At 60.5% G+C, this 24,900-nt stretch carries 21 protein-coding genes, 1 tRNA gene and 1 pseudogene; 13 read left to right on the forward strand and 10 right to left on the reverse strand.

The annotated features are described in order from the left end of the window. Window positions 1–139: 139 nt before the first annotated feature. Window positions 140–273: pseudogene (locus I6L47_RS01760) on the forward strand (IS5/IS1182 family transposase); the annotation flags it as partial. Window positions 274–1,074: 801 nt separating this feature from the next. Here I6L47_RS01760 and I6L47_RS01765 read toward each other — a convergent pair. Then, the gene (locus I6L47_RS01765; protein WP_216948511.1) at window positions 1,075–2,100 is read right to left on the reverse strand and encodes a diguanylate cyclase; all 1,026 of its coding nucleotides are present in this window, start codon (window positions 2,098–2,100) and stop codon (window positions 1,075–1,077) included. Window positions 2,101–3,344: 1,244 nt separating this feature from the next. Between I6L47_RS01765 and hybO the strand changes: the two genes are divergently transcribed. The 11 genes from hybO (at window position 3,345) to I6L47_RS01820 (ending at window position 14,420) form a co-directional block, all read left to right on the forward strand. Continuing rightward, on the forward strand, window positions 3,345–4,478 hold the full coding sequence (hybO, locus tag I6L47_RS01770) for a hydrogenase 2 small subunit (RefSeq protein WP_216948512.1): 1,134 nt from the start codon (window positions 3,345–3,347) through the stop codon (window positions 4,476–4,478). A 2-nt stretch (window positions 4,479–4,480) separates the two neighbouring features. Then, window positions 4,481–5,527: a hydrogenase 2 operon protein HybA gene (gene hybA / locus I6L47_RS01775; RefSeq protein WP_216948513.1), complete on the forward strand. Its 1,047-nt coding sequence runs from the start codon at window positions 4,481–4,483 to the stop codon at window positions 5,525–5,527. Continuing rightward, window positions 5,520–6,707: a Ni/Fe-hydrogenase cytochrome b subunit gene (hybB, locus tag I6L47_RS01780; RefSeq protein WP_021230238.1), complete on the forward strand. Its 1,188-nt coding sequence runs from the start codon at window positions 5,520–5,522 to the stop codon at window positions 6,705–6,707. The genes hybA and hybB overlap by 8 nt, the downstream gene beginning before the upstream one ends. Further along, window positions 6,704–8,407, forward strand: coding sequence for a hydrogenase 2 large subunit (gene hybC, locus I6L47_RS01785; protein ID WP_216948514.1), 1,704 nt, complete (start codon window positions 6,704–6,706; stop codon window positions 8,405–8,407). Before hybB ends, hybC begins: the two co-directional genes overlap by 4 nt. Continuing rightward, window positions 8,407–8,937 (forward strand): HyaD/HybD family hydrogenase maturation endopeptidase, encoded by a 531-nt coding sequence (locus tag I6L47_RS01790; RefSeq protein ID WP_216948515.1) that lies wholly within the window; start codon window positions 8,407–8,409, stop codon window positions 8,935–8,937. The genes hybC and I6L47_RS01790 overlap by 1 nt, the downstream gene beginning before the upstream one ends. Further along, window positions 8,919–9,455, forward strand: a complete 537-nt coding sequence (hybE, locus tag I6L47_RS01795) for a hydrogenase-2 assembly chaperone (protein ID WP_216948516.1) — start codon at window positions 8,919–8,921, stop codon at window positions 9,453–9,455. Before I6L47_RS01790 ends, hybE begins: the two co-directional genes overlap by 19 nt. Before the next feature lie 131 nt (window positions 9,456–9,586). Then, window positions 9,587–11,197: an ABC transporter substrate-binding protein gene (locus I6L47_RS01800; protein WP_216948517.1), complete on the forward strand. Its 1,611-nt coding sequence runs from the start codon at window positions 9,587–9,589 to the stop codon at window positions 11,195–11,197. After that, on the forward strand, window positions 11,182–12,192 hold the full coding sequence (locus I6L47_RS01805) for an ABC transporter permease (RefSeq protein WP_216948518.1): 1,011 nt from the start codon (window positions 11,182–11,184) through the stop codon (window positions 12,190–12,192). The genes I6L47_RS01800 and I6L47_RS01805 overlap by 16 nt, the downstream gene beginning before the upstream one ends. Continuing rightward, window positions 12,182–12,997 (forward strand): ABC transporter permease, encoded by an 816-nt coding sequence (locus tag I6L47_RS01810; RefSeq protein ID WP_216948519.1) that lies wholly within the window; start codon window positions 12,182–12,184, stop codon window positions 12,995–12,997. The genes I6L47_RS01805 and I6L47_RS01810 overlap by 11 nt, the downstream gene beginning before the upstream one ends. Beyond that, window positions 12,991–13,779, forward strand: coding sequence for an ATP-binding cassette domain-containing protein (locus I6L47_RS01815; RefSeq protein ID WP_216948520.1), 789 nt, complete (start codon window positions 12,991–12,993; stop codon window positions 13,777–13,779). Before I6L47_RS01810 ends, I6L47_RS01815 begins: the two co-directional genes overlap by 7 nt. After that, entirely contained in the window at window positions 13,779–14,420 is a 642-nt protein-coding gene (locus tag I6L47_RS01820) for an ATP-binding cassette domain-containing protein (RefSeq protein WP_216948521.1), read from the forward strand. Before I6L47_RS01815 ends, I6L47_RS01820 begins: the two co-directional genes overlap by 1 nt. 384 nt (window positions 14,421–14,804) lie before the next feature. On the opposite strand, the gene hypB is transcribed toward I6L47_RS01820, so the two are convergent. Then, window positions 14,805–15,671: a hydrogenase nickel incorporation protein HypB gene (hypB, locus tag I6L47_RS01825; RefSeq protein ID WP_216949296.1), complete on the reverse strand. Its 867-nt coding sequence runs from the start codon at window positions 15,669–15,671 to the stop codon at window positions 14,805–14,807. Between hypB and I6L47_RS22400 the strand changes: the two genes are divergently transcribed. After that, a complete protein-coding gene (locus I6L47_RS22400; protein ID WP_254204797.1) occupies window positions 15,552–15,920 on the forward strand; it encodes a hypothetical protein in 369 nt (122 codons plus the stop codon). The genes hypB and I6L47_RS22400 overlap by 120 nt on opposite strands. On the opposite strand, the gene hypA is transcribed toward I6L47_RS22400, so the two are convergent. From hypA to I6L47_RS01865, 8 genes are all read right to left on the reverse strand, one after another. Continuing rightward, window positions 15,898–16,239, reverse strand: a complete 342-nt coding sequence (gene hypA, locus I6L47_RS01830) for a hydrogenase maturation nickel metallochaperone HypA (RefSeq protein WP_005301911.1) — start codon at window positions 16,237–16,239, stop codon at window positions 15,898–15,900. The genes I6L47_RS22400 and hypA overlap by 23 nt on opposite strands. 69 nt (window positions 16,240–16,308) lie before the next feature. After that, entirely contained in the window at window positions 16,309–17,313 is a 1,005-nt protein-coding gene (gene hypE / locus I6L47_RS01835; RefSeq protein ID WP_216948522.1) for a hydrogenase expression/formation protein HypE, read from the reverse strand. After that, the gene (gene hypD / locus I6L47_RS01840) at window positions 17,310–18,428 is read right to left on the reverse strand and encodes a hydrogenase formation protein HypD (RefSeq protein ID WP_216948523.1); all 1,119 of its coding nucleotides are present in this window, start codon (window positions 18,426–18,428) and stop codon (window positions 17,310–17,312) included. Before hypD ends, hypE begins: the two co-directional genes overlap by 4 nt. After that, window positions 18,422–18,673 (reverse strand): HypC/HybG/HupF family hydrogenase formation chaperone, encoded by a 252-nt coding sequence (locus I6L47_RS01845; RefSeq protein WP_005333341.1) that lies wholly within the window; start codon window positions 18,671–18,673, stop codon window positions 18,422–18,424. The genes hypD and I6L47_RS01845 overlap by 7 nt, the downstream gene beginning before the upstream one ends. 5 nt (window positions 18,674–18,678) lie before the next feature. Beyond that, entirely contained in the window at window positions 18,679–21,117 is a 2,439-nt protein-coding gene (gene hypF / locus I6L47_RS01850; RefSeq protein WP_216948524.1) for a carbamoyltransferase HypF, read from the reverse strand. After that, window positions 21,114–23,009 (reverse strand): selenocysteine-specific translation elongation factor, encoded by a 1,896-nt coding sequence (gene selB / locus I6L47_RS01855; RefSeq protein ID WP_216948525.1) that lies wholly within the window; start codon window positions 23,007–23,009, stop codon window positions 21,114–21,116. Before selB ends, hypF begins: the two co-directional genes overlap by 4 nt. Window positions 23,010–23,013: 4 nt before the next feature. After that, on the reverse strand, window positions 23,014–24,492 hold the full coding sequence (selA, locus tag I6L47_RS01860; protein ID WP_216948526.1) for an L-seryl-tRNA(Sec) selenium transferase: 1,479 nt from the start codon (window positions 24,490–24,492) through the stop codon (window positions 23,014–23,016). Between the two features lie 314 nt (window positions 24,493–24,806). After that, window positions 24,807–24,898, reverse strand: a tRNA-Sec gene (locus tag I6L47_RS01865). Window positions 24,899–24,900: the final 2 nt, after the last annotated feature.

A 24,900-nucleotide genomic window follows, 5' to 3' on the forward strand; every position in this document is an offset into this window, starting at 1 on the left:
GGACTCATACTATCACGATAAATACAAAATCCATTTACCATGGCAGGTGCAACTTTGAAACTTATGCGAGCTTTGTGTTCTCGGTGGAACGGAAGCTTAAAGATGCTGCGAACAATTCCCTGATGTGAGCTAGAACGTCATGTATCGCTTCAAACAGCTCATTGGATCTAAGTTGATCTTGCACAGCTACAACGTCCAAGTTGGGATATCTTGGCTGGGGTGCTAGTAATGAACAGTAGTCTTGGTCTACCCGGTCGACAGCCGATCAACTAAGAAGCAACAGAGGGTTGGGGAACTGCTATCCAGCCTTGGAGTTGATCAACAACGCCTCAAGCACGGTGAATGTGAAACAGGTAATTGCACGTGAATCTTTAGATTTGGATTGTTTTCTGTGTAGTAAAATTACTAACCAAGATGATGCAGTAGGGAGACGAGTGTTTCTCTATGTCAGCTTATGGTTCATTTTTATGTCAACTTATGGGTGAAAATCGGCTTGTAAAATATTGATTTTATTGTGGTCTTTATGTCAGTTTATGGTTATAACGACATATTCAATAAGTTACAGCTAATAGCCCCCCTTCAGACCTCTTGGTAATCCACTTTGTGTGGATGAATCAGGAGTCTTCTCTGTGAATCTCTGGCTCAGTCCTCAAGGTATCTGGTACTACCGCAAGGTGACAGTGCTCCCCTGTGGTCGCCGCAAAGACATCAAGAAATCTCTCCGTACTCGGGACAGTGCCCCCCTGAGCCCTATTCACTCTTCGCTGATTACTGGTGGCTTTATCGATTTCGTGCAGGAAAGGGCAGGGGGACGTTTGTTCCCTGAGTTACCTCATCGACAAGACGGTTACAGTCATCTTTGGGGGCAGTTGTTAGTCGTCATCGCCCGGTAGACATAGACTTCCATAGCCTGCGTTATACCGTGGTGGCAATAGAGTTAACGTATCAAGGTGTACCGCTTCAGTATGCGGTGGCGATCTTGGGGCATACCAATGATGCCATCAGTGAGCGAAAATTCGATCAATGTTATATCCTTGATGGCTTTTTATTACAGGGTAAATAACTACCGGACTATCAATGTCGTGACTCCGCCACTCTGATGCAGTTACGGCCGGATGATTTGGCGGTATAGAGCGCAGCATCAGCCAGTTTTACCAGTTCAGATGGCTGCCAGTGACTCGATGGTCTGAGGCAGGCAACACCCATGCTAACGGTCACCAGACCGGTGGCATTTCGTGCGTGTGGCTGCGCGAGTGCAAAAATCAGCCGCTGGATATGTTGGGCAATTTCATAGGCGGATTGACGCTCGACATGTGGCAACAGGATGACAAATTCCTCTCCGCCGTAGCGAGCCACCAACTCCCCCGAGCGGCGCCCGGATTGCGCCAGGGTATGGGCCAGCAATCGAAGGCACTCGTCACCGGCAACGTGGCCATAGAGGTCGTTGAACTGCTTGAAATGATCGATGTCGAGCATGATGAGCGCAATCGGCATCTCTGTCTGAATACAGTGCTCCCAGGCTTGGTTCAATGAGTTGTCGAACAGACGACGGTTGCCGATATTGGTTAGCCCGTCGGTATTGCTGAGCGCTTCCAGTTTCCGGTTCGCTTCCGCCAGCTCCCTGGTTCTGAGCTCGATAATGAGTTCCAGCTCATGTTGGCGCTCCTCCAGACTGGTCATCGGGTAAATTTCGCTTTCCCGAGCCGCACTGTAAGGGATGGAGATACTGCTGTGAGCAATTTTCCACGCCATGGCTTCGTGTCGAAAAATCAATACCAGTCTGGCGGTTCTGCGGGAGAGGATAGGTTCTGATTTCGGTAGATGGATATGAAAGAAGGCGGTGACCGCCACCACATCAGCGGCCAGATCTTGCAGGGTTACATCGAGTATTTCCAGGCGGATCCTGCCCGGGATCTGGGCAAAATCGCGGCGGGTTATCCGGATCCACTCATCCCTATCGGTAACCAGAACATCACTGCTGCCGGCAAAACCGCTGAAATTGTCGCTAAACCGCGTGGTGAGCCGATCATCCCGTGATGAATACAGCTCGATGTACTCATCAAACAGTGAGCGGATCAACTGTTCCCGTTCAGTGGTCATTGCGCTGGGCCCATGTGAAGTGGTCACGTTTTTCAAACGTTCGATTGAACTATAGTCAATTATGTCATTTTAATTGGCTATCTACCTTGATTTTTCTCGTTTTTTTGTTCAATTCCCGCACTTGGCAAGTGTCCGTAGGGCCAGCCAGAATCAAGGCTCCATGGCGTGGTTATCAGAGGCAGTCAGGGGGAGGCTTCTCTCTGCAACGGCGGCCGCTGCGGGCTGCATTTCACGAGCTGAGCAGGGCTGTCAACGAGTTCGATCAGGCAAGGTAGTGGCTGGAGCCACTGCTCGGCTGATGATTAACACGCTTATCGTTTGTCATGTTCATCGTCATCCCAACTCATTTTTTGGGGTTGCCATTGAACAAGAATAATTATCATCTATATCGATGGAGATGGATATTTACGCTCTGGTTAATTACGCAGGGTGACGTGAAGGTAAATAGTGTGAAGGTGGGCGGTAACATCTGTAACTGGGTGAGCGAATGCATCGCGAGTTAAATATGATCACTATGTTTCAGGCAGCCTTCCACCTTGCCTTTTCTCTCACCATTAATTTGAATGCAGATTCACGATGATGCGTAAACATATCCGTGAGTGCGATATTTTACTCACCCGCATCCAAGACAATAAAGAGTGGGGGGGAGCGTATTGATATGCATACCTCGGCGGCATCTTTTCATTAAGCGGTGTTAAACGGCAGGGAGGCCAAGCGGGGTTGTGCTGTATGGGCTCGCAGTAGAGCGTGTCGCACTGAAATGCAAACTGAAACCAAGCGACATGCAGGTAAATCGTGCCGTGCAGGCCGTGCTTGCTACCGTTGGCAGCTGGCCGTGAGACCGCTCTGGTGTGGAGAGGCAAGTCAGGAGGTTGTCCCGTGGATGACTGTATGGAATATGCAATGGAATGAGTAAAGATATATTCAATGGAACATTTATTGTTGTGGGGAATTATTGTGAAATGAGCGGTATAGTCAAGATTTCAATCATGTTAATTTGGCTCACAGTGAAAGAGAGGATATGCGGTGATTAATTATTTAATATCCAATTAAGTTCATAAAATTTACGGGGATGCCAAATATCTCTTTAGGGGTAATTAATTTCATTTGTGATGTGGCTCGCTATGAAAATAGGGGGAAGCCGGTCGAAATTGATAGAGATCAATACTGCAGGGTGGGTGAGTCCTTAGCATTTCCGCTATTAAGCATTTATCAAACAAGTGCTCACTACGGGAATAAGAAGAATGGTCGAGGATAATTTTTTATCGGCTCATGGGATTAATCGCCGTGATTTTATGAAATTGTGTGCCGGGATGGCCGCAACCCTGGGATTAAGTCAGCATGCCGTAGCCAAGATGGCCACTGCGCTCACCAGCCCCGAACGGCCGCCGGTGATCTGGATTGGGGCGCAGGAGTGCACCGGTTGTACCGAATCGCTGCTGCGGGCCACCCACCCCACCATCGAGAACCTGATCCTCAACACCATTTCGCTGGAGTACCACGAGGTGCTCTCGGCGGCCTTTGGTCATCAGGCGGAAGAGAACAAGCACAACGCCATCAAGCGCTATAAAGGCAAGTATGTGCTGGTGGTGGATGGCTCCATTCCGCTCAAAGATGGTGGCGTCTACTGCATGGTGGCCGGTGAGCCTATCGTCGACCATATTCGCCGTGCTGCCGCCGACGCGGCTGCGGTGATCACCATCGGCTCCTGCGCCGCCTGGGGCGGTGTGCCTGCCAGCGGTGGCAACCCGACCGGCGCGGTCAGTCTGGAAGAGGCGCTGGGCAATATCAGCACCCCGATCATCAATATCCCGGGCTGCCCGCCCAATCCCCACAACTTCCTCACCACGGTTGCCTACTACATCACCTACGGCAAGCTGCCGGCGCTGGATAGCAAGAAGCGTCCGCTGTTTGCCTATGAGCGGCTGATCCACGAGAACTGCGAGCGTCGTCCGCACTTCGACGCAGGGCGTTTTGCCAAGGAGTTTGGCGATGAGGGTCACCGTCAGGGTTGGTGTCTCTACCATCTGGGCTGCAAAGGGCCGGAGACCTATGGCAACTGCTCGACCCTGGAGTTCTGCGATGTGGGCGGCGGCATCTGGCCGGTCGGCATCGGTCACCCCTGTTATGGCTGCAACGAGCAGGGGGTCGGTTTTAGCAAGGGGATCTTCCAGCTCGCCAAGGTCGAGAACCCGACCCCGCGGGTGGATAAACCAGATGTGAAGATCCAGGAGGGGGGCTATACCTCGCCCACCGCGACTGGCCTTATTGGTGGCGCCCTCGGGGTGCTGGTAGGGGTGAGTCTGATGACGGTGCGTGAACTCGGTCGCCAGCAGAAGCGCCACGAAGCCGGGCAGCACCCATCACGGGAGGAGTAACCGTGAACAGACGAAACTTCCTCAAATTTGCCTCCGTCGGTGCACTGGCGGCGGGCACAGCCGTACCCGGCACCGCACTGGCGGCGGCCAAGAACAAGCCGCCCATTCCCAGCGCGCTCGGCATGCTCTACGACTCTACCCTCTGCGTCGGCTGTCAGGCCTGTGTGGCGGAGTGTCAGCGCCTCAACGGCAATCCGGCCAATCCAGCCGGGGCGCAAACCTGGTCCAACAACGACAAGCTGACCCCCTACACCAACAACATCATTCAGGTGTGGAAGAGCGGCACTGGCGAGCACAAGGATCAGCTGGTGGATGGCTACGCCTACATCAAGAAGCAGTGCATGCACTGTGTCGATCCCAACTGCGTCTCTGTCTGCCCGGTGCAGGCCCTTAAAAAAGATCCCAAGACAGGCATCGTTCACTACGACCCGAGCGTCTGCACCGGTTGCCGTTACTGCATGGTGGGCTGCCCGTTCGACGTGCCCAAATATGACTATGACAACCCGCTGGGGGCGATCCACAAGTGCGAGCTCTGCAACCAGAAAGGGCTGGAGCGGATTGATCAGGGCAAGTTGCCCGGCTGCGTCGAGGTGTGCCCCACCGGCGCCGTCATCTTCGGCACCCGCGAGGAGCTGATGGCCGAGGCCAAGCGTCGTCTGCTGGCGACTCCGGGCAGCGAATATGCCTATCCGCGCCAGACCCTCTCTGCCAACGACCCTTACCTGCACGAGGTGCCCAACTACCAGCCTTACGTCTATGGCGAGAAAGAGGGGGGCGGCACCCAGGTGCTGGTGCTGGCCGGGGTGCCCTATACCAAGCTCGACATGCCCGATCTGCCGGAGCTCTCCTCCGGTGCCCGCTCCGAGCATATCCAGCACACCCTCTACAAGGGGATGGTGCTGCCCATGGTGGTGCTGACCGGCCTCTCGGTGCTCATTCGCCGCAACACCAAGAATGGTCACGATCATCATCACGATGATGGCCATGATCAGGGGAGTGCGCAGATCAAGGGTCAGGGCACCACAAAGGGAGGCAAGGATCATGAGTAACCACAAGGCGTATCCCCTCGGCGGCAAGCTGGTCAGCTGGCCTGTGCTGGTGCTGGCCCCCTTTGCCGTGCTGTGCGGCATGTTGATCTTGAAACGCCTCGTCTTCGGGCTGGGTTCGGTCACCGATTTGAATGGCGGCTACCCCTGGGGGCTCTGGATCTCGTTCGATCTCTTGATCGGTACCGGTTTCGCCTGCGGCGGCTGGGCGCTGGCCTGGGCTGTCTATGTGTTCAACCGGGGCGAGTATCACCCGTTGGTGCGACCGGCCCTGCTGGCGAGCCTGTTCGGCTACTCGCTGGGCGGTCTCTCCATCACCATCGACGTGGGGCGTTACTGGAACCTGCCGTACTTCTACCTGCCCGGTCACTTCAACACCTCCTCGGTGCTGTTCGAGACGGCGGTCTGCATGACCATCTATATCGGGGTGATGGCGCTGGAGTTTGCGCCCGTGCTGCTGGAGAAGTTCGGCTGGAAGGCGTCACTCATTCGCCTCAACAAGATCATGTTCTTCGTGCTGGCGCTGGGGGCTCTGCTGCCCACCATGCACCAATCCTCGATGGGGTCGTTGATGATCGTCGCGGGGGAGAAGATCCATCCGCTCTGGCAAAGTTACGAGCTGTTACCGGTCTTCTCTTTGCTCACCGCCTTTATCATGGGTTTCTCCATCGTGGTGTTCGAGGGATCTCTGGTGCAGGCGGGATTGGCGGGGCGGGGCCCCAACGAGAAGTCGCTCTTCTACAAGCTGACCCAGGTGATCGATATCTTCCTGATCCTGTTTGTGGCGCTGCGCTTTGCCGAGATCGTCATCCACGACAAGTCGGAGTATCTCTCCGAGTTCAATCGCTTCTCCATCATGTTCTGGAGCGAGATTGCGCTGATGATCTTCCCGCTGCTGGTGTTCCACTGGGACAAGAGCCGCCGGGATTCGCGCATGTTGTTCCTGGGGGCCCTCAGCATGCTGCTGGGCGCCGCCCTCTGGCGACTGGATTACTCCCTGCTCGCCTTCAACCCCGGCAATGGCTACCACTACTTCCCCTCTGCGGAGGAGGTGCTGATCTCTCTGGGCTTTGTTGCCATCGAGGTGTGTGCCTATTTGCTGTTGATCCGGCTGCTGCCGGTACTGCCATCACTTGAACGTGTTCACCAAGATTATCAGGCCCGAGGGAAAGCCAACGTATGAGCCAACGTATCACCATAGACCCCATCACCCGCATTGAGGGGCACCTGCGTATCGACTGCGAAATCGAAGGCGGTAAAGTGACCAAAGCCTGGTCGTCCGGCACCATGTGGCGCGGGATGGAGGAGATCGTCAAGGGCAACGACCCGCGCGATGCCTGGATGATAGTGCAGCGCATTTGCGGGGTATGTACCTCCATTCACGCCATCGCCTCGGTGCGGGCTGTGGAGAATGCCATCGGCGCCAAGGTGCCGGTCAACGCCCAGTTTATCCGCAACCTCATCATCGCGGCCCACAACATCCACGATCACATCGTCCACTTCTATCAGCTCTCCGCGCTGGACTGGGTGGACATCACCGCGGCCCTTGAGGCCAATCCGCAAAAAGCGGCGGACATGCTCAAGGGTGTATCAACCTGGTCCCTCAACAGTGCCGATGAACTGACCAAGGTGCAGGACAAGATCCGCGCGCTGGTGGCGAGCGGCCAGCTCGGCATCTTTGCCAACGGTTACTGGGGTCACAAGGAGATGAAGCTGAGCCCGGAGGTAAACCTCATCGCCGTGGCCCACTACCTGCAGGCACTGGAGTGCCAGCGCGATGCCAACCGCATTGTCGCCATTCTGGGGGGCAAGAGCCCGCACATCCAGAATCTGGCGGTGGGCGGCGTGGCCAACCCCATCAATCTGGATGCGCCGAGCGTGCTCAACCTCGAGCGGCTGCTCTATGTGAAGAGCTTTATCGACCGGCTCGGCGAGTTTATCGAGCAGGTCTACAAGGTGGATGCCGCCATCATCGCCGCTCACTACCCCGAGTGGCTGACACTGGGGCAGGGGGCCAAGCACTACCTGAGCGTGCCGGAGCTCCCCACCGACGCCAACGGTGGCAGCTTCCTGATGCCGGGTGGCTATATCGAGAATGGCAATCTGGCAGGTTATCGCCCCATCGAGAGCCATCAGGACGCCTGGCTGATGGACGGTATTGCCGAGAGCAACAAGCACGCCTGGTACAAGGATGACGAGCCCCTCAAGCCGTGGGAGGGCAAAACCGAGCCCAACTACACCGGCTGGCAGGATGACGGCAAATACTCCTGGGTCAAATCCCCCACCTTCTACGGCAAGGTGGTGGAGGTGGGGCCGCTCGCAGACCTCTTGGTCAAGCTGGCCGCCAAACACCCGGAGACGGTGGCGCATTTCGATCAGCTGAACGGCATCTACAAGGCGCTCACCGGCTCTGCCATCAAGACCGAACAGCTGCACTCCACCATGGGCCGCATCATCGGTCGCGCGGTGCGCTGCTGCGTGCTCAAAGACACCCTGGCGCACCAGTGGAAGGCGCTGGTGGACAACATCGGCAAGGGGGACACCACCGCCTACATCAAGGCGGAGATCCCGGCGGATAAAGAGTTTCGCGGAGTGGGCTTTGAAGAGGCACCACGCGGCATGCTCTCCCACTGGATCGTCATCAAGGGCGGCAAGATCGAGAACTATCAGGCGGTGGTGCCATCGACCTGGAACTCGGGCCCGCGCAACTTCAATGACGAGCCCGGCCCCTACGAGCAGGCGCTGGTGGGCACCCCGGTGGCGGATCCCGCCAAACCGCTGGAAGTGGTGCGCACCATCCACTCGTTCGACCCCTGCATGTCCTGTGCGGTCCACGTGGTGGATACCCAGAATGGCGAAACAACTCAGGTGAAGGTGTTGTGATGAACATCCTGATCCTGGGCGTCGGCAACCTGCTCTTGAGCGATGAGGCGGTGGGGGTGCGCATTGTCGAGGCGCTGGGGCGCAACTACCGTTTCGCCCCCGGCATCGAGCTGCTCGATGGCGGTACCGCCGGCATGGAGCTGCTCGAAGCGATGGCCAGTCGCGACCACATCATTCTGGCGGATGCGGTGCGCAGCGGTAATCCGCCGGGCACCGTAGTGACTCTGAAAGATGAGGAGATCCCGACCCTGTTTGGCCGCAAGATCTCCCCCCATCAGCTGGGGCTGGCGGACGTGCTCTCGGCGTTGCATATGACGGGGGAGTCGCCAAAGCGGCTCACTCTGATCGGGGTCGAGCCCGAATCCCTCGAACCGCGTATCGGCCTCACCCCTGAGGTGGCGGCTGCCATGGGGGAGGCGACGGATCGGATTTTGACCCTGCTGGCCAGTGTCGGTGCCCCCGCCATCCCGCTCTCTGAGCAGGAGAAAGCTGAACAAGCGCGGGAGGGCCTATGGCGCAGTCCCATTTAAGCGAGGCTGAGAGAGTGCTGGAGAGAGTACCGGAGACGGCACAGGAGTTTGCCGGTTTTGCCACCAATCCCGCGCCCTTGCTGGTGGCCCAGTACGAGCGGATCGCTAGGGAAGAGATGCAAGGACTGCCCTTCTATCACGCCAGCATGCCAATCGTTGCGGAGTGCGTGCTGTTTGAAGGTCAGTGGCTCGGCTGTGTGCTCACCCCCTGGATGCTGAGCGTGGTGGTGCTGCCGGGGCCGGATCAGCTTTGGCCGGTGCGCAGCAGCGATCGACTCGCCCTGCAGCTCCCTTGCGGCAACATGACCTTTATGGTGGGTGAATTGCCAGAAAGTGGCCAGTTGCTGGCCTGCTCCCTGATGTCGCCGCTCGAACCCCATCTCGGTGCCGGGGAGGGGCGCTCACTGGTGAGCAGCACCCTCAAGATGCTGCTCTCCTTGCCGGTGCAGCAAGGGGCTGGCGGCGTGGATCTGGGCCGCAGACGGCTATTCGGTGCCCGGCGCGGTCAACAGGCATAGTCGCTAGGTTTCACGCGAAATCAAGTTTAGAATAGGGGGCCATTTTGGCCCCTCACTCCCATGTTCAGACACGCATTGCGCCTCTTTTTTGAGTGATGATCCGTGAGTGGTACAAAACAAGAAGGAGCCCCATGACTGTTTCTCGCAATTCCCTTCGCCATTACGCCAGATCCAGCGCTACCGCCCTGTTGACCCTGCTGCTGGGCACCGTTTCTCACGCGGCGCTGGCCGCTGCCCAACCTGTGCCTGCCGAGCTCAAGCTCGCCATCGGAGCCGAACCCACCGAGGGGTTTGACCCTCTGCTTGGCTGGAGCCACGGCAGCTACCTGCTGCTGCACAGCCCGCTGCTCAAGCAGAACGCCGATCTCAGCTGGCAAAACGTGCTCACCCAAGCGGTGACCCCGAGCAAGGATGGCAAGGGGTGGCTCATTACCCTCAAGCCTGACCTGAAATTCTCCAACGGCGCGCCGCTCACCGCCGAGGATGTGGCCTTTACCTACAACAGCGCGGCCAAAGGTGGCGGCAAGATCGACATGGGCAACTTTGTCTCGGCCAAGGTGCTCTCGCCCACCGAGGTTGCCATCACCCTGAGTGCCCCCCAGAGCACCTTCGTCAACGTGCTGGGCTCGCTCGGTATCGTGTCGAAGCAGGATTACGACGCAAAAGCGTATGCCCAAAAGCCGGTCGGTGCCGGCCCCTACCGGCTGGTGAGCTTCCTGCCCGGCCAGCAACTGGTGGTAGAGGCAAACCCCTATTACGCCGGCGGCAACAATGACTTCAAACGGCTGGTGTTTGTCTTTATCGATGAAGAGAGCGCCTATGCCGCCGCCCAGAGCAGCCAGCTCGATGTGGTGCGCATTGCCCCGTCACTGGCGCCCACCGTGCCTGCTTCCCTCAAGCTCTGGGTGCGGCCGAGCGTGGAGAACCGCGGCATCGTCTTCCCCATTCCGCCTGCGGGCGGCAAGGATGCCAAGGGTTATCCCATCGGCAACGACGTGACCTCGGACGTGGCGGTGCGCCGCGCCATCAACTACGCCATAGATCGCAAGCTGCTGGCCGACCAGCTGCTGGAAGGGCACGCTATCCCCGCCTACAGCGCGGTAGAAGGGTTGCCATGGCTGAACAAAGCCACCGCTTTCAAGGACGGGGATGCGGCCCACGCCAACGCCCTGCTCGACGAGGCAGGCTGGAAGATGGGCAGTGACGGCATTCGCCACAAGGGCAATCTGCGCGCCGCCTTTACCCTCTGGTACACCAGTGGCGACAGCACCCGCCGGGATTTGGCGGAAGCGGTGCGGGCCATGCTCAAACCCATTGGCCTCGAAGTGAGCCTCAAGTCCGGCAGCTGGGAGCAGGTGGAGCGGGAGATGCACGCCAACCCGGTGCTGATGGGGTGGGGGAGTCTGGATCCCATGGAGCTCTATCACCACTACCAGAGCGGCTCCGGTGGCGTGGAGTTCTACAACCCGGGCTACTACAGCAACCCTGTGGTGGATGGCCACCTCAAGCAGGCGCTGGATGCCCCGAACTGGCAGGCGGCCGTGCCGTTCTGGCAGCAGGTGGAGTGGGATGGCAAGACCGGCGCCGGAGTGCAGGGAGATGCCGCCTGGGCCTGGCTGCTCAACGTGCAGCATACCTATCTCGCCAACCGCTGCATCGACCTTGGCAAGGGGGCGCCGGAAATTCACGGTAGCTGGTCCCTGCTCAACAACCTGCAGGATTGGCGGTGGACGTGCCGCTAAGTTCGCCCTTGAGTCATTCAGGTTCTCTGTTGCTAAAAGCCCTGCTGCGTCTGGCAGGGCTGTTATGTCTGGTCTCGGTCGCCACCTTTGTGCTGCTGAGTTACTCCCCCATCGACCCCATCAAGGCCTATATCGGGAGCGATCTGCTCCATGTGCCGCCGGAGCAGTACGCCCGCATCGCCGCTCGCTGGGGGCTGGATCAACCGCTCTGGCTGCGCTACTGGCACTGGTTTACCCAAGTGCTGCAGGGGGATCTCGGTTACTCCATGCTCTACAACGCGCCTGTGGGTGAAGTCATAGGCCAGCGCTTTGCTGCCTCTTTCCTGCTGCTGGCGGGCGCCTGGCTGCTCTCCGGCTTTTTCGGGATTTTGCTGGGCCTCTGCGCCGGTCGCTATCTCAACCGCTGGTCGGATCGCCTGATTTGCCGTTTTGCCTACCTGCTTGCCTCTCTGCCCACCTTCTGGGTCGGCCTGTTGCTGCTGGCGCTGTTTGCGGTGCACTGGCCGCTACTGCCAGTCTGCTGTGCCTGGACGCCGGGGCTTGCTGCCGATGAAGCGGACTGGTTGATGCGATTGCGCCATCTGTTGCTGCCGGTGGCTACCTTGGCGCTGCTCGGGCTTGGCAATATTGCCCTGCACACCCGAGCGCGGGTGGCCGAGGTGCTGGAGAGCGACTTTATCCGCTACGCCCGCGCTCAGGGGGATGGCGGCTGGCCCATGCTGCGTTTTCATGTGCTGCGCCACGCCCTGACCCCGGCGCTCTGCCTGCAGTTTGCCTCACTCGGTGAGTTGATTGGCGGATCGCTGTTGGCGGAGAAGGTCTTCTCCTATCCGGGGCTCGGCCAGGCCACCGTGGATGCGGGGCTGCGGGGCGATATCCCCCTGCTGATGGGCATAGTGCTCTTCTGCACCCTGCTGGTCTTTATTGGCAACACGGTGGCCAGTTTGCTGCTGGCCCGCATCAATCGGGGTTGGGAGGGGGAGCATGCTGTTTAATCCGTTTCCCTCCATACTGCGGCTGGTTTTTGCCCTGCTCGGATTGGCACTGCTGGCCACTTACGGCTGGAGCCTCTCTCATCAGGATGTGCCGATGGATCTGCTGGCCCGCCAGCAGCCACCCTCGTTGGTCCACTGGTTTGGCACCGATCAGATGGGGCGGGATCTCTGGTTGCGGGCCTTTCAGGGCTCCCTCACCAGTCTGGAGTTGGGTATCAGCACGGCGCTCTGTAGCGGGCTGCTGGCCATGGTGGCGGCAAGCGTGTCGCTCATTCACCCCAGATGTGATGTGGCGGTGCGGCTGCTCATCGACGCCATGCTGGCGCTACCCCATATGCTGCTGCTGATTTTGATCTGCTTTACCGTGGGGGGCGGTATGCGCGGGGTGATCCTGGCGGTGGCCCTCACTCACTGGCCCAAGCTGGCGCTCATTCTTTGCGCAGAAGCGCGGCGGATCGCCTGCAGCGACTATGTGGTGCTGGCCCGTTGTCAGGGGATGGGGGCGCTGCGTCGCTGGCGCATCCACCTGCTGCCGGGGCTGTTGCCCCAGTGGTTTATCGGCACCTTGCTGATGTTTCCCCATGCGGTGCTGCACAGCGCGGCCTTGAGCTTTCTCGGCTTTGGTCTGGCGGCCCACGAGGCCTCCCTTGGCCTGCTGCTGGCCGATGCGCTGCGTTATCTGGCCGGTGGCGGCTGGTGGCTGGCCCTCTTCCCGGGGCTGATGTTGCTGCTGCTGGTCCTGCTGTTTGATCAGGCTACCCGCGCTCTGCAACAGCTGCTGTGGCACAGGAGTGAACCATGCTGAGTTTTGATCAGGTGACCATAGAGGCGGCCCACTATTCCTGGCTGGGGCGGCGCAGCTGGCAGGCTTTGCTGACCGATATCAGCCTGCAACTGGCGCCGGGGGAGATAGTGGCGCTGGTGGGGGGGAGCGGCGAGGGCAAGAGCCTGCTGCTGCAAAGCGCCCTGACATTGCTGCCGGACAATCTGCGAATGCGCGGCACCCTCTCCCTCGATGGCGTGCCCCTGTGCGACGCCAGCCGGGCCCGTCTGCGCGGCCACACCCTCTGTTATGTGCCGCAGGGGGTGAGTGCCCTCAATCCGCTGCTGACGGTGGAGCGCCAGCTGGGGCGGGCGGCACGCCTCTGCGGCCAGAGCGGTTCTCGCGAGCGGCTCGGCGAGCAACTGCTGCGCTACCAGTTGCCCGCGACCACCTTGGACAGATTCCCGCGCCAGCTCTCCGGCGGCATGGCCAAGCGCATTCTGGCCTGCACTGCAGCCCTCGGCGGCGCCCGTTACATTCTGGCAGACGAGATCACCGCCTGGCTCGACGAGGAGCTGGCCTGTCTGCTGCTCGTTCAGCTGCGTGAATTGGCCAATCAGGGCAGCGGTATCCTCTGGGTCACCCACGATCTGGCGCTGGCGGCCCGCTTTGCCGATCGCATAGTCGCGCTCCATCAGGGCCAAGTGAGCGATACCTTGAGCAGCCTCCATCTGCGCCAGGGGCAGGGGAGCGAGATGCTCCGTGCCCACTGGCAGGCGCTGCCGGAGTTCAATGCGCTTTTCTCTGTGCCGGAGGTTTCCTGATGTTTGAAGTACGAAATCTCACCATCGCCCAGGGGGAACGTCCCCTCTGGCAGGGGTTATCGCTGACGGTGAAAGCGGGCGAACGGCTCGGCATCTCCGCCCCGAGCGGCCATGGCAAGACCACCCTGGGGCGGGTATTGGCGAGTTGGCAACCGGTTGGGGCCGGCGGGCAGATCCTGCTGGATGGGCAGCCGGTGCCTGCACAGGTAAAAGGTTATAACCCCATCCAGCTGGTGCCCCAGCACCCGGAGCTCACCTTCAATCCCTATCGCACCACCGGCCAGGCGTTGTGGGACGTATGGCGCCCCGATGAGGCCATGCTGGCCCGCTTTATGGTCAAGCCTGAATGGCTCGGTCGTAAACCAGGTCAACTCTCCGGTGGCGAGCTGGCCCGCATCGCGCTGCTGCGCGCCCTCGATCCCCGCACCCGGTTGCTTGTCGCCGATGAGGTGACCGCCCAGCTGGATCCGCAAATCCAGCGCCAACTCTGGCGGGAGTTGATGCGTGAGTGCGAGCAGCGCGGGCTTGGCATGGTGATATTCAGTCACCAGCAGGCGCTACTGGGCCAGATCTGCCATCGGGTGCTGCGCTTTGGTGAGGTGCCTGCGGAGCAGGAGGCGATGGCTCGTAGCGTGGCCTGAGGATTGGCTTCCCCCTCATCCCCAGCCCTTCTCCCGCAAGGGGAGAAGGGGGCAGACGGTGCCATCTCGCCACGCTCGGGGTTTGGGAAACTGGGCGGGTTGTTATGCCCACAGACTTTCTGGGTGGGGGCGAATATTTCGAGCATATTGCCAGCATCCACGCATAGGTTTCCCTTTCCCTGTTGAGACAGAAGAGAAGAATGCGATATCCACCAACCGGTTCCCTCTCCCTGGGGAGAGGGCCAGGGTGAGGGGACGCGAGTATGAAACGCTGGCCATTCTGTAAAGAGAGAGCCGTTGGCAAAGTGCGCAGATAAAGAGAGGGAGGCATCAGCCTCCCTTTTTTGTTTGCTACCGTTATCAACGGCATTTAACCGGTTGATCTCAAGCACTGGCCAGCCAGTTGAGCCAGGCATCCATCCCTTCACCGGTAGTGGCGCTGACCTGGATCACCTGAATATAGGGGTTGACCCGTTTGGCGTTCTCGATGCAGCGGGCCATGTCAAAGCTGACGTAGGGCAGCAGATCGATCTTGTTGATCACCATCAGCTGGGCGGCGGCGAACATGTCCGGGTATTTCAGCGGCTTCTCTTCCCCCTCGGTGACGGAGAGGATCGCCACCTTGTACTTCTCGCCGAGATCGAAGCTGGCGGGGCAGACCAGATTGCCGACGTTCTCGATAAAGAGGATGCCCCCTTCATTGGCGGGCAGCTGGTGGCAGGCGTCGTGAACCATTTTTGCGTCAAGATGGCAGCCCTTGCCGGTGTTGATCTGCACGGCAGGAACGCCGGTGGCACGGATACGATCCGCGTCGGCACTGGTCTGCTGATCCCCTTCGATCACCGCGCAGGGGCGCTTGTCGGCCAGCTGGCGCAGGGTTTCGCACAGCAAGGTGGTCTTGCCTGAACCCGGGCTAGAGACCAGATTCAGCACCAGCTGGGCTGCTTCGTCGAAGTGTTCGCGGTTGTGGGCCGCCAGCGCATTGTTCTTGGCCAGCACATCCATCTCGATGGCGATCAGCTGACGCTGCCCCATGCCGGGCACCGACAATCCCGCTTCCCCTTTGCCATAGTGCAGATCACCCTGCTGATGGTCATGGTCATGGTCATGGTCATGGTCATGGTCATGGTCATGGCTGTGGTCATGTGGATGAGCGTGGGAATGCCCGTGGTCATGGGAATGGCCATGATGATGTGGGTGGGCATGATCATGATGATGGTCATGGGGGTGATCATTACCCTCTGCACTCATGGGGGCCCGGACGCCGTGGTAGTGGTGATGGACATCCCCCTGATGGTGATAGTGGTGGTGAATGATCAGGGTGCGCGGCGCACTCTGCTCGTGGTCATGATGGTGATGGGCGTCATGAGCATGATGATGGTCGTGCTCATGACCATGTTCATGATGATGTTCATGTTCGTGATGATGCTCATGGCCGGCGATCCGCGCCTGGCCGCATCCGCATACGCTACACATATCAACTTACCTCGATGTCGGTGATGCGCAGGCTATCACCCTGCGCGACTCGTAATTTGTATCCGCCACACTCGGGACAGGCCTGCCCGCGCTCGGTGAGGGTGACCGTCTGGTTGCAGTCGTAACACCAGGCCTCTGCCGCCTGATGCTGAAAGTGCAGCTGGGCGCCCTCGACGGCGGTGCCCTTGGCGGCCGCCTCGAAACAGAACGCTATGGTGTCCGGGTCAACGCAGGAGAAGCTGCCGACCTCGAGCCAGAGGGCGGTCACCTTGTTAAAGCCCCGCTGGGTGGCCTGTTCGGCCGCCAGATCGATGGCGGCCATGGCCAGAGACATTTCGTGCATGGTGGCTCCTTAACCGATATGGGGAGGAGCAGTGACTCCTCGCTGTAATTGACGGAACGGCATGGCCGCTCAACAGATCCGCGGCAGCAGCTCCCCTTGCGGCAGCTCCAGATAGCGGCGGCTGCCCCAGGGGTTGTTGAGGATCACCTTGTGGCGATCGCTCGCCTGCACCAAGCCGATCTGGCTGGCGGCGGGGTTGAATTGCCGCAAGATACCCAGCGCGTCCTGTGCCTGTCCGGCAGGCAGGGCCAGCACCATGGTTCCCTCGTTGGCGAGATCATGGGGCTCGAAGCCATAGAGCTCGCACAGGCCACGCACCGGATCGCACACCGGAATGGCGGACTCCTCCAGCTCGATGGCCACCTGGGAGGCGCTGCTCCACTCGTTGAGCACGGCGGCAAGGCCACCGCGGGTGGCATCGCGCAGGGCGTGGGGGGTAATACCCGCTTTTAGCAGCGCTTCTACCTGCGGCCAGAGGGTGGTGCAGTCGCTTTTCAGATCAGATCCCAACTGCAGGGCGTCGCGGGCCATCAGGATGCAGGCGCCGTGGCTGCCGATATCCCGCGACACCAGAATGGCGTCACCGGCCTTGAGGTTGCGTACCGAGATGCCCCGGCTTTGCTCAGGCAGCGGGAAGGTGCCGACCCCGCTGGTGTTGATAAAGATCTTGTCAGCTGCCCCCTTGGGCACCACCTTGGTGTCGCCGCAGACGATGCGGGCGCCGCTCTTGGCAAGCTCAGTGGCCATCGATTCGACGATGCGGGCAAGATCGGCGTAGGGGAACCCCTCCTCGATGATAAAGCTGGCGCTCAGATACTCGGGCTTGGCCCCCATCATGGCGAGATCGTTGACCGTGCCGGCGATGGCCAGTTTGCCGATATCGCCCCCCTCAAAGAAGAGCGGCGAGACGGTAAAGCTGTCGGTGGTGAAGGCGATGGGCCCCTCTACCGGCAACAGGGCTGCATCTTCACCGCGCAGCAGGATCTCGTTGCCAAAGTGGCGAAAGAAGAGCTGATTGATCAGCTGGTTCATCTCGACACCGCCGCCGCCGTGGCTAAGTTGGATTTCTCTCATCGTTCCTGGATCCCCATATATCGGTAGTAGGCATTGCAGGCCCCTTCGGAGCTGACCATGCAGCTGCCCATGGGCTGGGTCGGGGTGCAGCCCCGGCCAAAGACTTTGCACTGGTTAGGCTTGGCAAGGCCGCGCAGGATATCGGCGCACTGGCACGCCTTGTGGTCATCGATGGGGGTCTGATTGAGCGCGAAGTGACGCTCCGCATCGCGCTTGGCAAAGGCATCGCGCAGGCGCAGGGCCGAGGCGTTGATATCCCCCAGACCCCGCCAGCGAAAGTGCTCGCGGGTCTCGAAAAAGCGCTCGACCAGCCGCTGGGCGGCTTTATTGCCGCTGGCGGTGACGGCGCGGCTGTATTGCACCTCCAGCGCGTAGCGACCCTCCACCTTCTGGCGCACCATCATCAAGAGCGCCTCCATCACATCCACCGGCTCGAAGCCGCTCACCACCACAGGTACCTGATAGCGATCGACGATGGGCAGGTAGATATCGGCGCCGGTGATGACGCTGACGTGAGAGGGGCCGATAAAGGCGTTCACCTTGGCCACCCCGTCGGCCATCACCGCATGAATGGCGGGGGGCACCAGCACATGGTTGATATGAAACAAGAGGTTCTCGACCCCTTGCTCTTCAGCCGCAGCCAGCAAGGCGGCGGTCATGGGGGTGGAGGTCTCGAAACCGATGGCGAAGAAGACCACGGTTTTCTCAGGGTTCTCACGGGCGATACGCAGGGCATCGAGGGGGTCATAGACCGGGCGGATATCGCTCCCCTTGGCGCGCTGCTGGGCCAGCGTGCCTTTGGAGCCAGGCACCCGGATCATGTCCCCCAGGGTGACCAGAATGACATTCGGTTGACTCGCCAGCTCGATGGCCTGATCGATGCGCTCTTTGGGCATGATGCAGACCGGGCAGCCGGGGCCGTGAACGAACTCGATGCTGGTTGGCAGCAGCTGGTGCAGGCCGTACTTCATGATGGTGTGGGTATGGCCGCCACACACCTCCATCACCCGCAGCGGCTCGGGCAAATCCTTGGCCAGTTCTGTAATTTGGGCGGCGAGGGCACGGATCACCTCGGGCTGGCGAAAGCCCTGAAAGAGATCATTCAAGGTCAGCATGGCAAGATATCCTGTTTGGGCATCAGGGCCACCATCTGGCGGAAGCTCTCGAGGCTGGCCTGCGCCTCTTCCTGGTCAATCTTGCTCATCACAAAGCCGATATGGAGCAGCACATAGTCGCCAATGTTGAGAGGCTCTTCGAGCAGCATGCAGCTGACGCGCCGCTGCACTCCCAGGGTGTCGACGGTGACGCAGTTATCTTCGGGGTGCAGCTGCACCACCTGAGAGGGGATGGATAGACACATGAATTTCAGGACTCCGACAAGGTGGCACAACCGGTGGTGACAGGCTGATGCGTGGCAAGATGGTGGATGGCAAACCAGAGCTGACCGGCGGCGATGCCACCGTCATTGAGCGGCAGGGTTTCGCTGGTCAATACCTGCCGCCCCGCCGCTTTGAGCGCGGGCACCAGCTGGTCCATCAGCACCCGGTTTTGAAAGACGCCGCCCCCGAGCGCCACCGGATAGCCGGGGAAGCGTTCGGCAAGGGCGATGACCAGATTGCTGATGGCGCGGATAAAACCGGCGGCCAGGCTGGCGGTGGCGGTGCCTTTTCTCTGCTCGCTGACAAGGGTATGGATCAGCTCGGCCCACTGGATCTGCAGTGGTCCCTCTGTTGATTGGCTGAGATCAAAGGCGAGGGGGAAGGGCAATTCATCGGGGGCCAGCTGCAAGGCGGCTGCCTCCAGCAGGAGTCCCGCTTCGCCCTCGTAATCGGGGGTATCGATCACCCCCAAGAGCGCCGCCACCGCATCGAACAGCCGACCGATGGAGCTGGTGTAAGGGGCGTTGCGACCGAGATGCCAGAGCTGGTGCAGATTGCTGATCAGCTTAAGGGGCAGTTGCTTGATCAACGGAATATCGAGGGCGCTGATCTGCTCAGGGCTGTACGATTCAAACAGCAGCCCCAGCAGCTGACGTATCGGCTCGCGGATGGCCGCTTCGCCGCCGATCAGCTTGAAGGGGGCAAGGTGGGCAACCCGCTCAAATCCCTGAACGTCTGCGATCAGCAGCTCGCCACCCCAGAGGGTGCCGTCATCCCCAAGGCCGGTGCCATCGAAGGCAACACCCAGCACCGGGCCCGTGATGTCGTGCTCGGCCATCACCCCCAGCAGGTGGGCGTGATGGTGCTGCACCTCGAGGTGGGTCGCACCCTGATCGCGGCAGTAATTCTTGGCCCACTGATGGCTGAGGTAGCCCGGGTGGCGATCCGAGACCAGAACTTCGGGGTTGAGATCGTAGAGCTCGCGAAAGGTGGCCAGGGTCTGCTCGAAGTGCTCCTGCATCGGCAGGCTGTGCAGATCGCCGATATAGGGGCTGTAGATGCGTTGGCGACCGAAGGCGAGCGCCAGCTGGTTCTTCTGCTGCGCCCCGACCGCCAGCAGCGGCACCTTGACCGCCTCTTGCAGGCTGGGGGTGCAGGGGGCATAACCCCGGGCCAGCCGCAACGTCTGGCGCCGCCCGCCTGCCCACTGCACCAGACTGTCGTCGCACGGGTGCAGGATGGGGCGGTTGTGATCCAGGATGCCGTCAATCTCGCTGCCGAGTTCCCTGACCACCGCCTCGCAGTCGATAAGGATTGGGCTGCCGCGACCATTGGCGCTGGTGGCCACCAGCGGCATGGCACAGACGTCCAGCAGCAACTGGTGCAGCGGGGTATAGGGGAGCATGATCCCAAGGTAGGGGATGCCGGGGGCGATCCCCTCCGCCAGCGGCGCGGTTGCAAGTAGGGATTCTGAGAGCCGATCATCGTTAATGCGCTTGCGCAGCAAGGTGATGGGTCTGGCCTGAGAGGCGAGCAGCTTCCACTCTGCTTCGCAGCCGGTGACATGCAGTTTGGCCTCGGCAAGGGAGCCCATCATCACCGCCAGCGGCTTGCGTTCGCGCCGTTTGAGCATTCGTAATCTGGCAACACTCTGTTCATTGCGGGCATCACATATCAGGTGATAACCCCCCATCCCCTTGACCGCAATCAGCGCCCCCGCCTGCAGGGCGCTGGCAGCGGCCTGCAGGGCATCCTCGCGCTCGGCCAGGGCATCGCCGAGGCCGCTGCGCCAGGTCAGATGCGGCCCGCACTCGGGGCAGCTCACCGGCTGGGCGTGGTAGCGTCTGTCCAGCGGGTCTTCATAGGCCGCAGCGCAGCGCGGGCACATGGCAAAGCCCGCCATGGCGGTGTGGGGGCGGTCGTAGGGGAGGCTGCGGATGATGGTGTAGCGCGGGCCGCAGTGGGTGCAGTTGGTAAATGGGTAGTGGTGGTGGCGATCTGCGGGATTGGCCACGTCCGTGGCGCACGCCTCGCACATTCCCTGATCCGGCGAGATGGCGACCGTGGCGGCGCTCTGCTGCTGGCTCGCTTTAATTCGAAACTGGCCATGAAATTGGCCATCGAAGTCGGGATCATGAGCGAGGGGCAGTTCCCGCTCGCTGAAGTGATCGATACGGCTAAGCGGCGGCGCTAATTCCCGCAGTTCGCAGGCAAAGCTGGCGAGCTGCTCAGGCGATCCTTCGGCGCCAATAGTGACGCCGTTGGCATCGTTCAACACATAACCGGCAAGGCCATGGCGCAGCGCCAGCCCATAGACGAAGGGGCGAAAGCCGACCCCTTGTACGATGCCGTCGATATGAAATTCGCGGCGCAGCCGGTTGGCCACAGGATTGGAAGAGGCAGAGGGGGCGATGGTGGCGCTCATGCCGACTCCATCTCATCTTGAGTCTGCGGCAAACGCAGCACCCGGCGCTCATTCTCCTCGCGCCGCACCCAGCCATCCATCTCCATGCGCAGGCAGAACGGAATGGCGTATTTGCGCGACAAACCGGTGATCTCCTTGAGGGATGCCATGTCGATCAGATCTCCCACCTGCTGGCCCGCCAGCACGGCGGCGACCATCTGGTTGTAAAGCACTGCGTCGTAGTAGATGGGGCCATCGAGCTGCACCAGATACTTGAGTCGCGCCAGGTTGCGCAGCTGCTTTTGCAACGCGCCTTTTTGCTGCAAGCCCTGTTGCAGGGCGACGGGCAGCTTGCGGGTGATAAAGGGATCCAGCTCCACGCCGCCGGGGCCCAGTTTACCGGGCTCGTAACCCTCCTTGCCTTGATCTCGCACCACCTTGAGTACCAGCTGCGCCTCTTCCCCCAAATCATCTTCCGACTCGCCGCTGCCCGGCTGCCACTTGTCATGGTGCAGGCGAATGTGCTGCTCGCTCTTGAGCTGCTGGAGCAGGGCCTGAGTGACCGGCAGGGCGATGCCAAAGCGGGTCGCCAGCTCGGCGGCGCTCAGCGGTTCGTTTGCCAAGGTAGCGAGCAGCTGGTCGCGGCTTTGGGCCAGCCAGCAGTTATCCAGCAGCCACTCACCGAGGGGGGTGACCTGCTCTGGCTGCTGGTCAAAGCGGCTGGCCAGCACATAGCCGTTGAGCCCCAGTTGTAGGGTGGCTGGGTTGTAGTGCTCGAGCTCATCTGGCAGCTCACCCAGTAGGGCGTGCAGCGCCTTGCGTCTGGCGGGATGGATGTCGCCGCACCAGACTATGCGGGCGCCGTGCAGCAGTTCGCTGCTGCCGTGGCGAATGATGGCGAGCGGCTGGCCAAAGAAGCAGGGGATGGGGCTGGTAAAGATCAGCCGCGCCAGCCGGGTATCCTTGATCGGCACAAAACGGGCCCGCCCATGCCAGCTGCCGAGGGCCACCTCGACCTCCTTGTTGTGCAGAGAGGGGCGTAGCGCCTTGTCTCTCAAGCTCTCGGCGTTGAGTCGCACGATAAGGTGGGTGGCCGCCTCGCACTGACCGGCGGCGCTGGTGAGGCAGTGACCGCGTGCCACCTCCTTGTGAGGCACTTTTTTAAGTCCCACCGCCACCCGGCAGACGGCGCCGATCTCGTCGACGCTCTGGTGATAGGCCTGCAGGGAGCGCACCTGCACCTCCCGATCGGCGGGGTAGAGGCGCAGCTTGTCCCCCACCCTGAGGCTGCCCTGTTGCAAGGTTCCGGTGAGCACGGTACCGGTGCCATTGGCGGTAAAGACTCTGTCTACATACAGTCGCGGGGCGCTCTGCTCGCGGGCAGCGTGTGAGGCCGGCAGATCGGCAAGCTGGCGCACGATGGCGGTGTGCAGGGCAGTCATATTCTCGCCGGTTTTGGCGCTGACGCTGACGATATCGGGCACCATGCCGCTCTCGTCCATCACCCGCTCCAGCAGGCTCTCTTCCAACAGCAAAAGCTCGTCGGGGGAGACCAGATCGCACTTGTTGATGCAGACCAGGAGGCGCGGCACCCCCATCGCCTTGAGCAGGCGCAGGTGATCGCCGGTCATCGGCATCCACCCCTCGTCGGCGGCAATGACCAGCAGCACCAGATCCAGACTCCAGAGCCCCGCCACCATATTGCGGATATAGCGCTCGTGGCCGGGCACGTCGATGACACCTATGGTGTTGCCCTGACCGTCATCGAAGTGGGCAAAGCCGAGATCCTGGGTCATGCCGATGGCCTGCTCATGGGCGCGGGCCGTGGTGATGCCGGTGAGGGCCTTGATCAGCAGGGTCTTGCCGTGATCCACGTGGCCGGCAAGACCGATAACGGCGCGATAGGGGGTCATGGGATCAGGGCTCCTCGGTCGCATTTGTTGCATTGAACGGGGCGGGCCGCAGCAATTCCTTGAGTTGGGCGATCAGCAGTTCCATTTCGGTCGGCAGCAGGGTGGCCATATTGAGCAGCACCTTCTGCTGGCGCACGGTGGCGATGACCGGCACTGGCAGTTCGCGCAAATCGTCGAGCAGCTGCTGAGCCGGGCGCGGGTCGGTGCATTCGAGCGCAGGGGCCGGGTAGAACTCATCCGGCAGGGTGCCGCCGCCCACCACCAGCTGGGCGGGGACCGGCACAAAACAACCGGGCAGGGCGGCCATCAGCTGATCGGCTCTTGCCTCCATGGCGGCCGGGTTGCTCAAAGTCCGTTGGGCGATACCCTCGCCGACGGGAGATTTGTTGAGCTTGTGGATGAGCAGCCGTTCGAGCAGGGAGTAGACGATGCGGCTCGGGCGGAAGGTACGCATCATGGGGTGTTTTTCCAGCCGCTTGATAAGATCGCTGCGGCCACTGATGATGCCCGATTGCGGGCCGCCCAAGAGCTTGTCGCCTGAGTAGCAGACCAGATCTGCCCCCGCCTTGATGTACTGGCGCACCGAGGTTTCATCCGGCGCAAACTCTTCGGTGGTCAAGCCGGAGCCCTGATCCACCGCCAGCACTACATGTTCGGGCAGGGCGCGGGCCACCTCGCCGATATCGGGGGATTCGGTAAAGCCGCGAATGGCGAAATTGGATCTGTGCACCATCAGCACCAGCGCGGTCTGATCGGTGATGGCATCGAGGTAATCCTTGGCGGTAGTGATATTGGTGGTGCCCACCTCCACCAGTTTGGCACCGGAGAGCGCCAGAATATCGGGGATGCGAAAGCCGCCGCCAATCTGGATCTGCTCGCCGCGCGAGACGATCACCTCGCGCCCCTTGGCCACCTCCTGCAGCAGCAAAAAGAGCGAAGCGGCGTTGTTGTTGACCACCAGCGAATCCTCAGCCTGGGTGAGGCAACCGAGCAGGGGAGCGATCAGCCCCTTGCGCCCGCCGCGTTTGCCGGTGGCGAGATCCAGCTCCAGATTGTTGTAGCCGATGTTGAGGTCACGCACCTCGTCCCACAGTTCGTGACTTAATGGCGAGCGCCCCAGATTGGTATGCACCAGGGTGCCGGTGGCGTTGATCACTCGGGTCTGACGCTGGCGCAACTGCTGCCGGCAGCGTTTGGCAATCAGCGCCTCGATCTGCTCGGGGGCGACGCCATGCTGGCGAAAATATTCGCTCTGGCGCAGTTCGCTGAGGGTGTCGCGCACCGCCTGAGTCACCAGCGGGCGGCTCAGCGCCTCGATAAACCCGGCGAGAAAAGGTTGTTGCAGCAGCTGTTCTACTTGTGGCAGACAGCGGGTTTGTTGCTGGCCGGGCTGTTGCTGTGAATCTGGCAGTGAATCGTCGGCAGCCTGACCTGATGCGGGCTGGCGGTGGGGGATGGCTGGCGCGTGAGACGAGTTCGGCATGGGATTACCAGTGCAGTGCGTGGGTTCGGGATGCGCACCGGTTTGCCGATAGAGAGGCCGAGCTGACGGGTTATGGCAGTGCTGGCGATTTGCGGATGAGTGCAAACTGGATGCATCAATGAGCGGGTATAAATTAATGCTGCATCGATGCTGATAAATTAATTTTTGGCCAGCGAGATAACCTGAGTTCGGATTATATTGGCAAGCGGCAAGCACCTTTTTTAAGGTATTACTTCAAACATATTGAACAAACAATGGAAATAACATTCAGGCCGAAAAATTCAGCGGGAGAGTATTTGTTCAATAGATAAATTTGGCGGAAGAGGCAGGAATCGAACCTGCCAAAGCCTTCTCGGCTCACATCGGTTTTGAAGACCGAGGAGGCCACCAGACCCCATCAACTTCCGT

This window comes from Aeromonas sp. FDAARGOS 1417 (assembly GCF_019046985.1).
GTDB classification, from domain to species: Bacteria; Pseudomonadota; Gammaproteobacteria; order Enterobacterales; family Aeromonadaceae; genus Aeromonas; species Aeromonas veronii.

Excerpts from the sequence above, each read along its gene's own strand:
- I6L47_RS01765 (WP_216948511.1), bottom strand. The coding sequence starts at position 2,100 with ATGACCACTGAACGGGAACAGTTGATCCGCTCACTGTTTGATGAGTAC.
- hybO (WP_216948512.1), top strand. The coding sequence starts at position 3,345 with ATGGTCGAGGATAATTTTTTATCGGCTCATGGGATTAATCGCCGTGAT.
- hybB (WP_021230238.1), top strand. The coding sequence starts at position 5,520 with ATGAGTAACCACAAGGCGTATCCCCTCGGCGGCAAGCTGGTCAGCTGG.
- hybC (WP_216948514.1), top strand. The coding sequence starts at position 6,704 with ATGAGCCAACGTATCACCATAGACCCCATCACCCGCATTGAGGGGCAC.
- I6L47_RS01790 (WP_216948515.1), top strand. The coding sequence starts at position 8,407 with ATGAACATCCTGATCCTGGGCGTCGGCAACCTGCTCTTGAGCGATGAG.
- hybE (WP_216948516.1), top strand. The coding sequence starts at position 8,919 with ATGGCGCAGTCCCATTTAAGCGAGGCTGAGAGAGTGCTGGAGAGAGTA.
- I6L47_RS01800 (WP_216948517.1), top strand. The coding sequence starts at position 9,587 with ATGACTGTTTCTCGCAATTCCCTTCGCCATTACGCCAGATCCAGCGCT.
- I6L47_RS01810 (WP_216948519.1), top strand. The coding sequence starts at position 12,182 with ATGCTGTTTAATCCGTTTCCCTCCATACTGCGGCTGGTTTTTGCCCTG.
- I6L47_RS01815 (WP_216948520.1), top strand. The coding sequence starts at position 12,991 with ATGCTGAGTTTTGATCAGGTGACCATAGAGGCGGCCCACTATTCCTGG.
- I6L47_RS01820 (WP_216948521.1), top strand. The coding sequence starts at position 13,779 with ATGTTTGAAGTACGAAATCTCACCATCGCCCAGGGGGAACGTCCCCTC.
- I6L47_RS22400 (WP_254204797.1), top strand. The coding sequence starts at position 15,552 with ATGGCTGTGGTCATGTGGATGAGCGTGGGAATGCCCGTGGTCATGGGA.
- hypB (WP_216949296.1), bottom strand. The coding sequence starts at position 15,671 with ATGAGTGCAGAGGGTAATGATCACCCCCATGACCATCATCATGATCAT.
- hypA (WP_005301911.1), bottom strand. The coding sequence starts at position 16,239 with ATGCACGAAATGTCTCTGGCCATGGCCGCCATCGATCTGGCGGCCGAA.
- hypE (WP_216948522.1), bottom strand. The coding sequence starts at position 17,313 with ATGAGAGAAATCCAACTTAGCCACGGCGGCGGCGGTGTCGAGATGAAC.
- hypD (WP_216948523.1), bottom strand. The coding sequence starts at position 18,428 with ATGCTGACCTTGAATGATCTCTTTCAGGGCTTTCGCCAGCCCGAGGTG.
- I6L47_RS01845 (WP_005333341.1), bottom strand. The coding sequence starts at position 18,673 with ATGTGTCTATCCATCCCCTCTCAGGTGGTGCAGCTGCACCCCGAAGAT.
- hypF (WP_216948524.1), bottom strand. The coding sequence starts at position 21,117 with ATGAGCGCCACCATCGCCCCCTCTGCCTCTTCCAATCCTGTGGCCAAC.
- selB (WP_216948525.1), bottom strand. The coding sequence starts at position 23,009 with ATGACCCCCTATCGCGCCGTTATCGGTCTTGCCGGCCACGTGGATCAC.
- selA (WP_216948526.1), bottom strand. The coding sequence starts at position 24,492 with ATGCCGAACTCGTCTCACGCGCCAGCCATCCCCCACCGCCAGCCCGCA.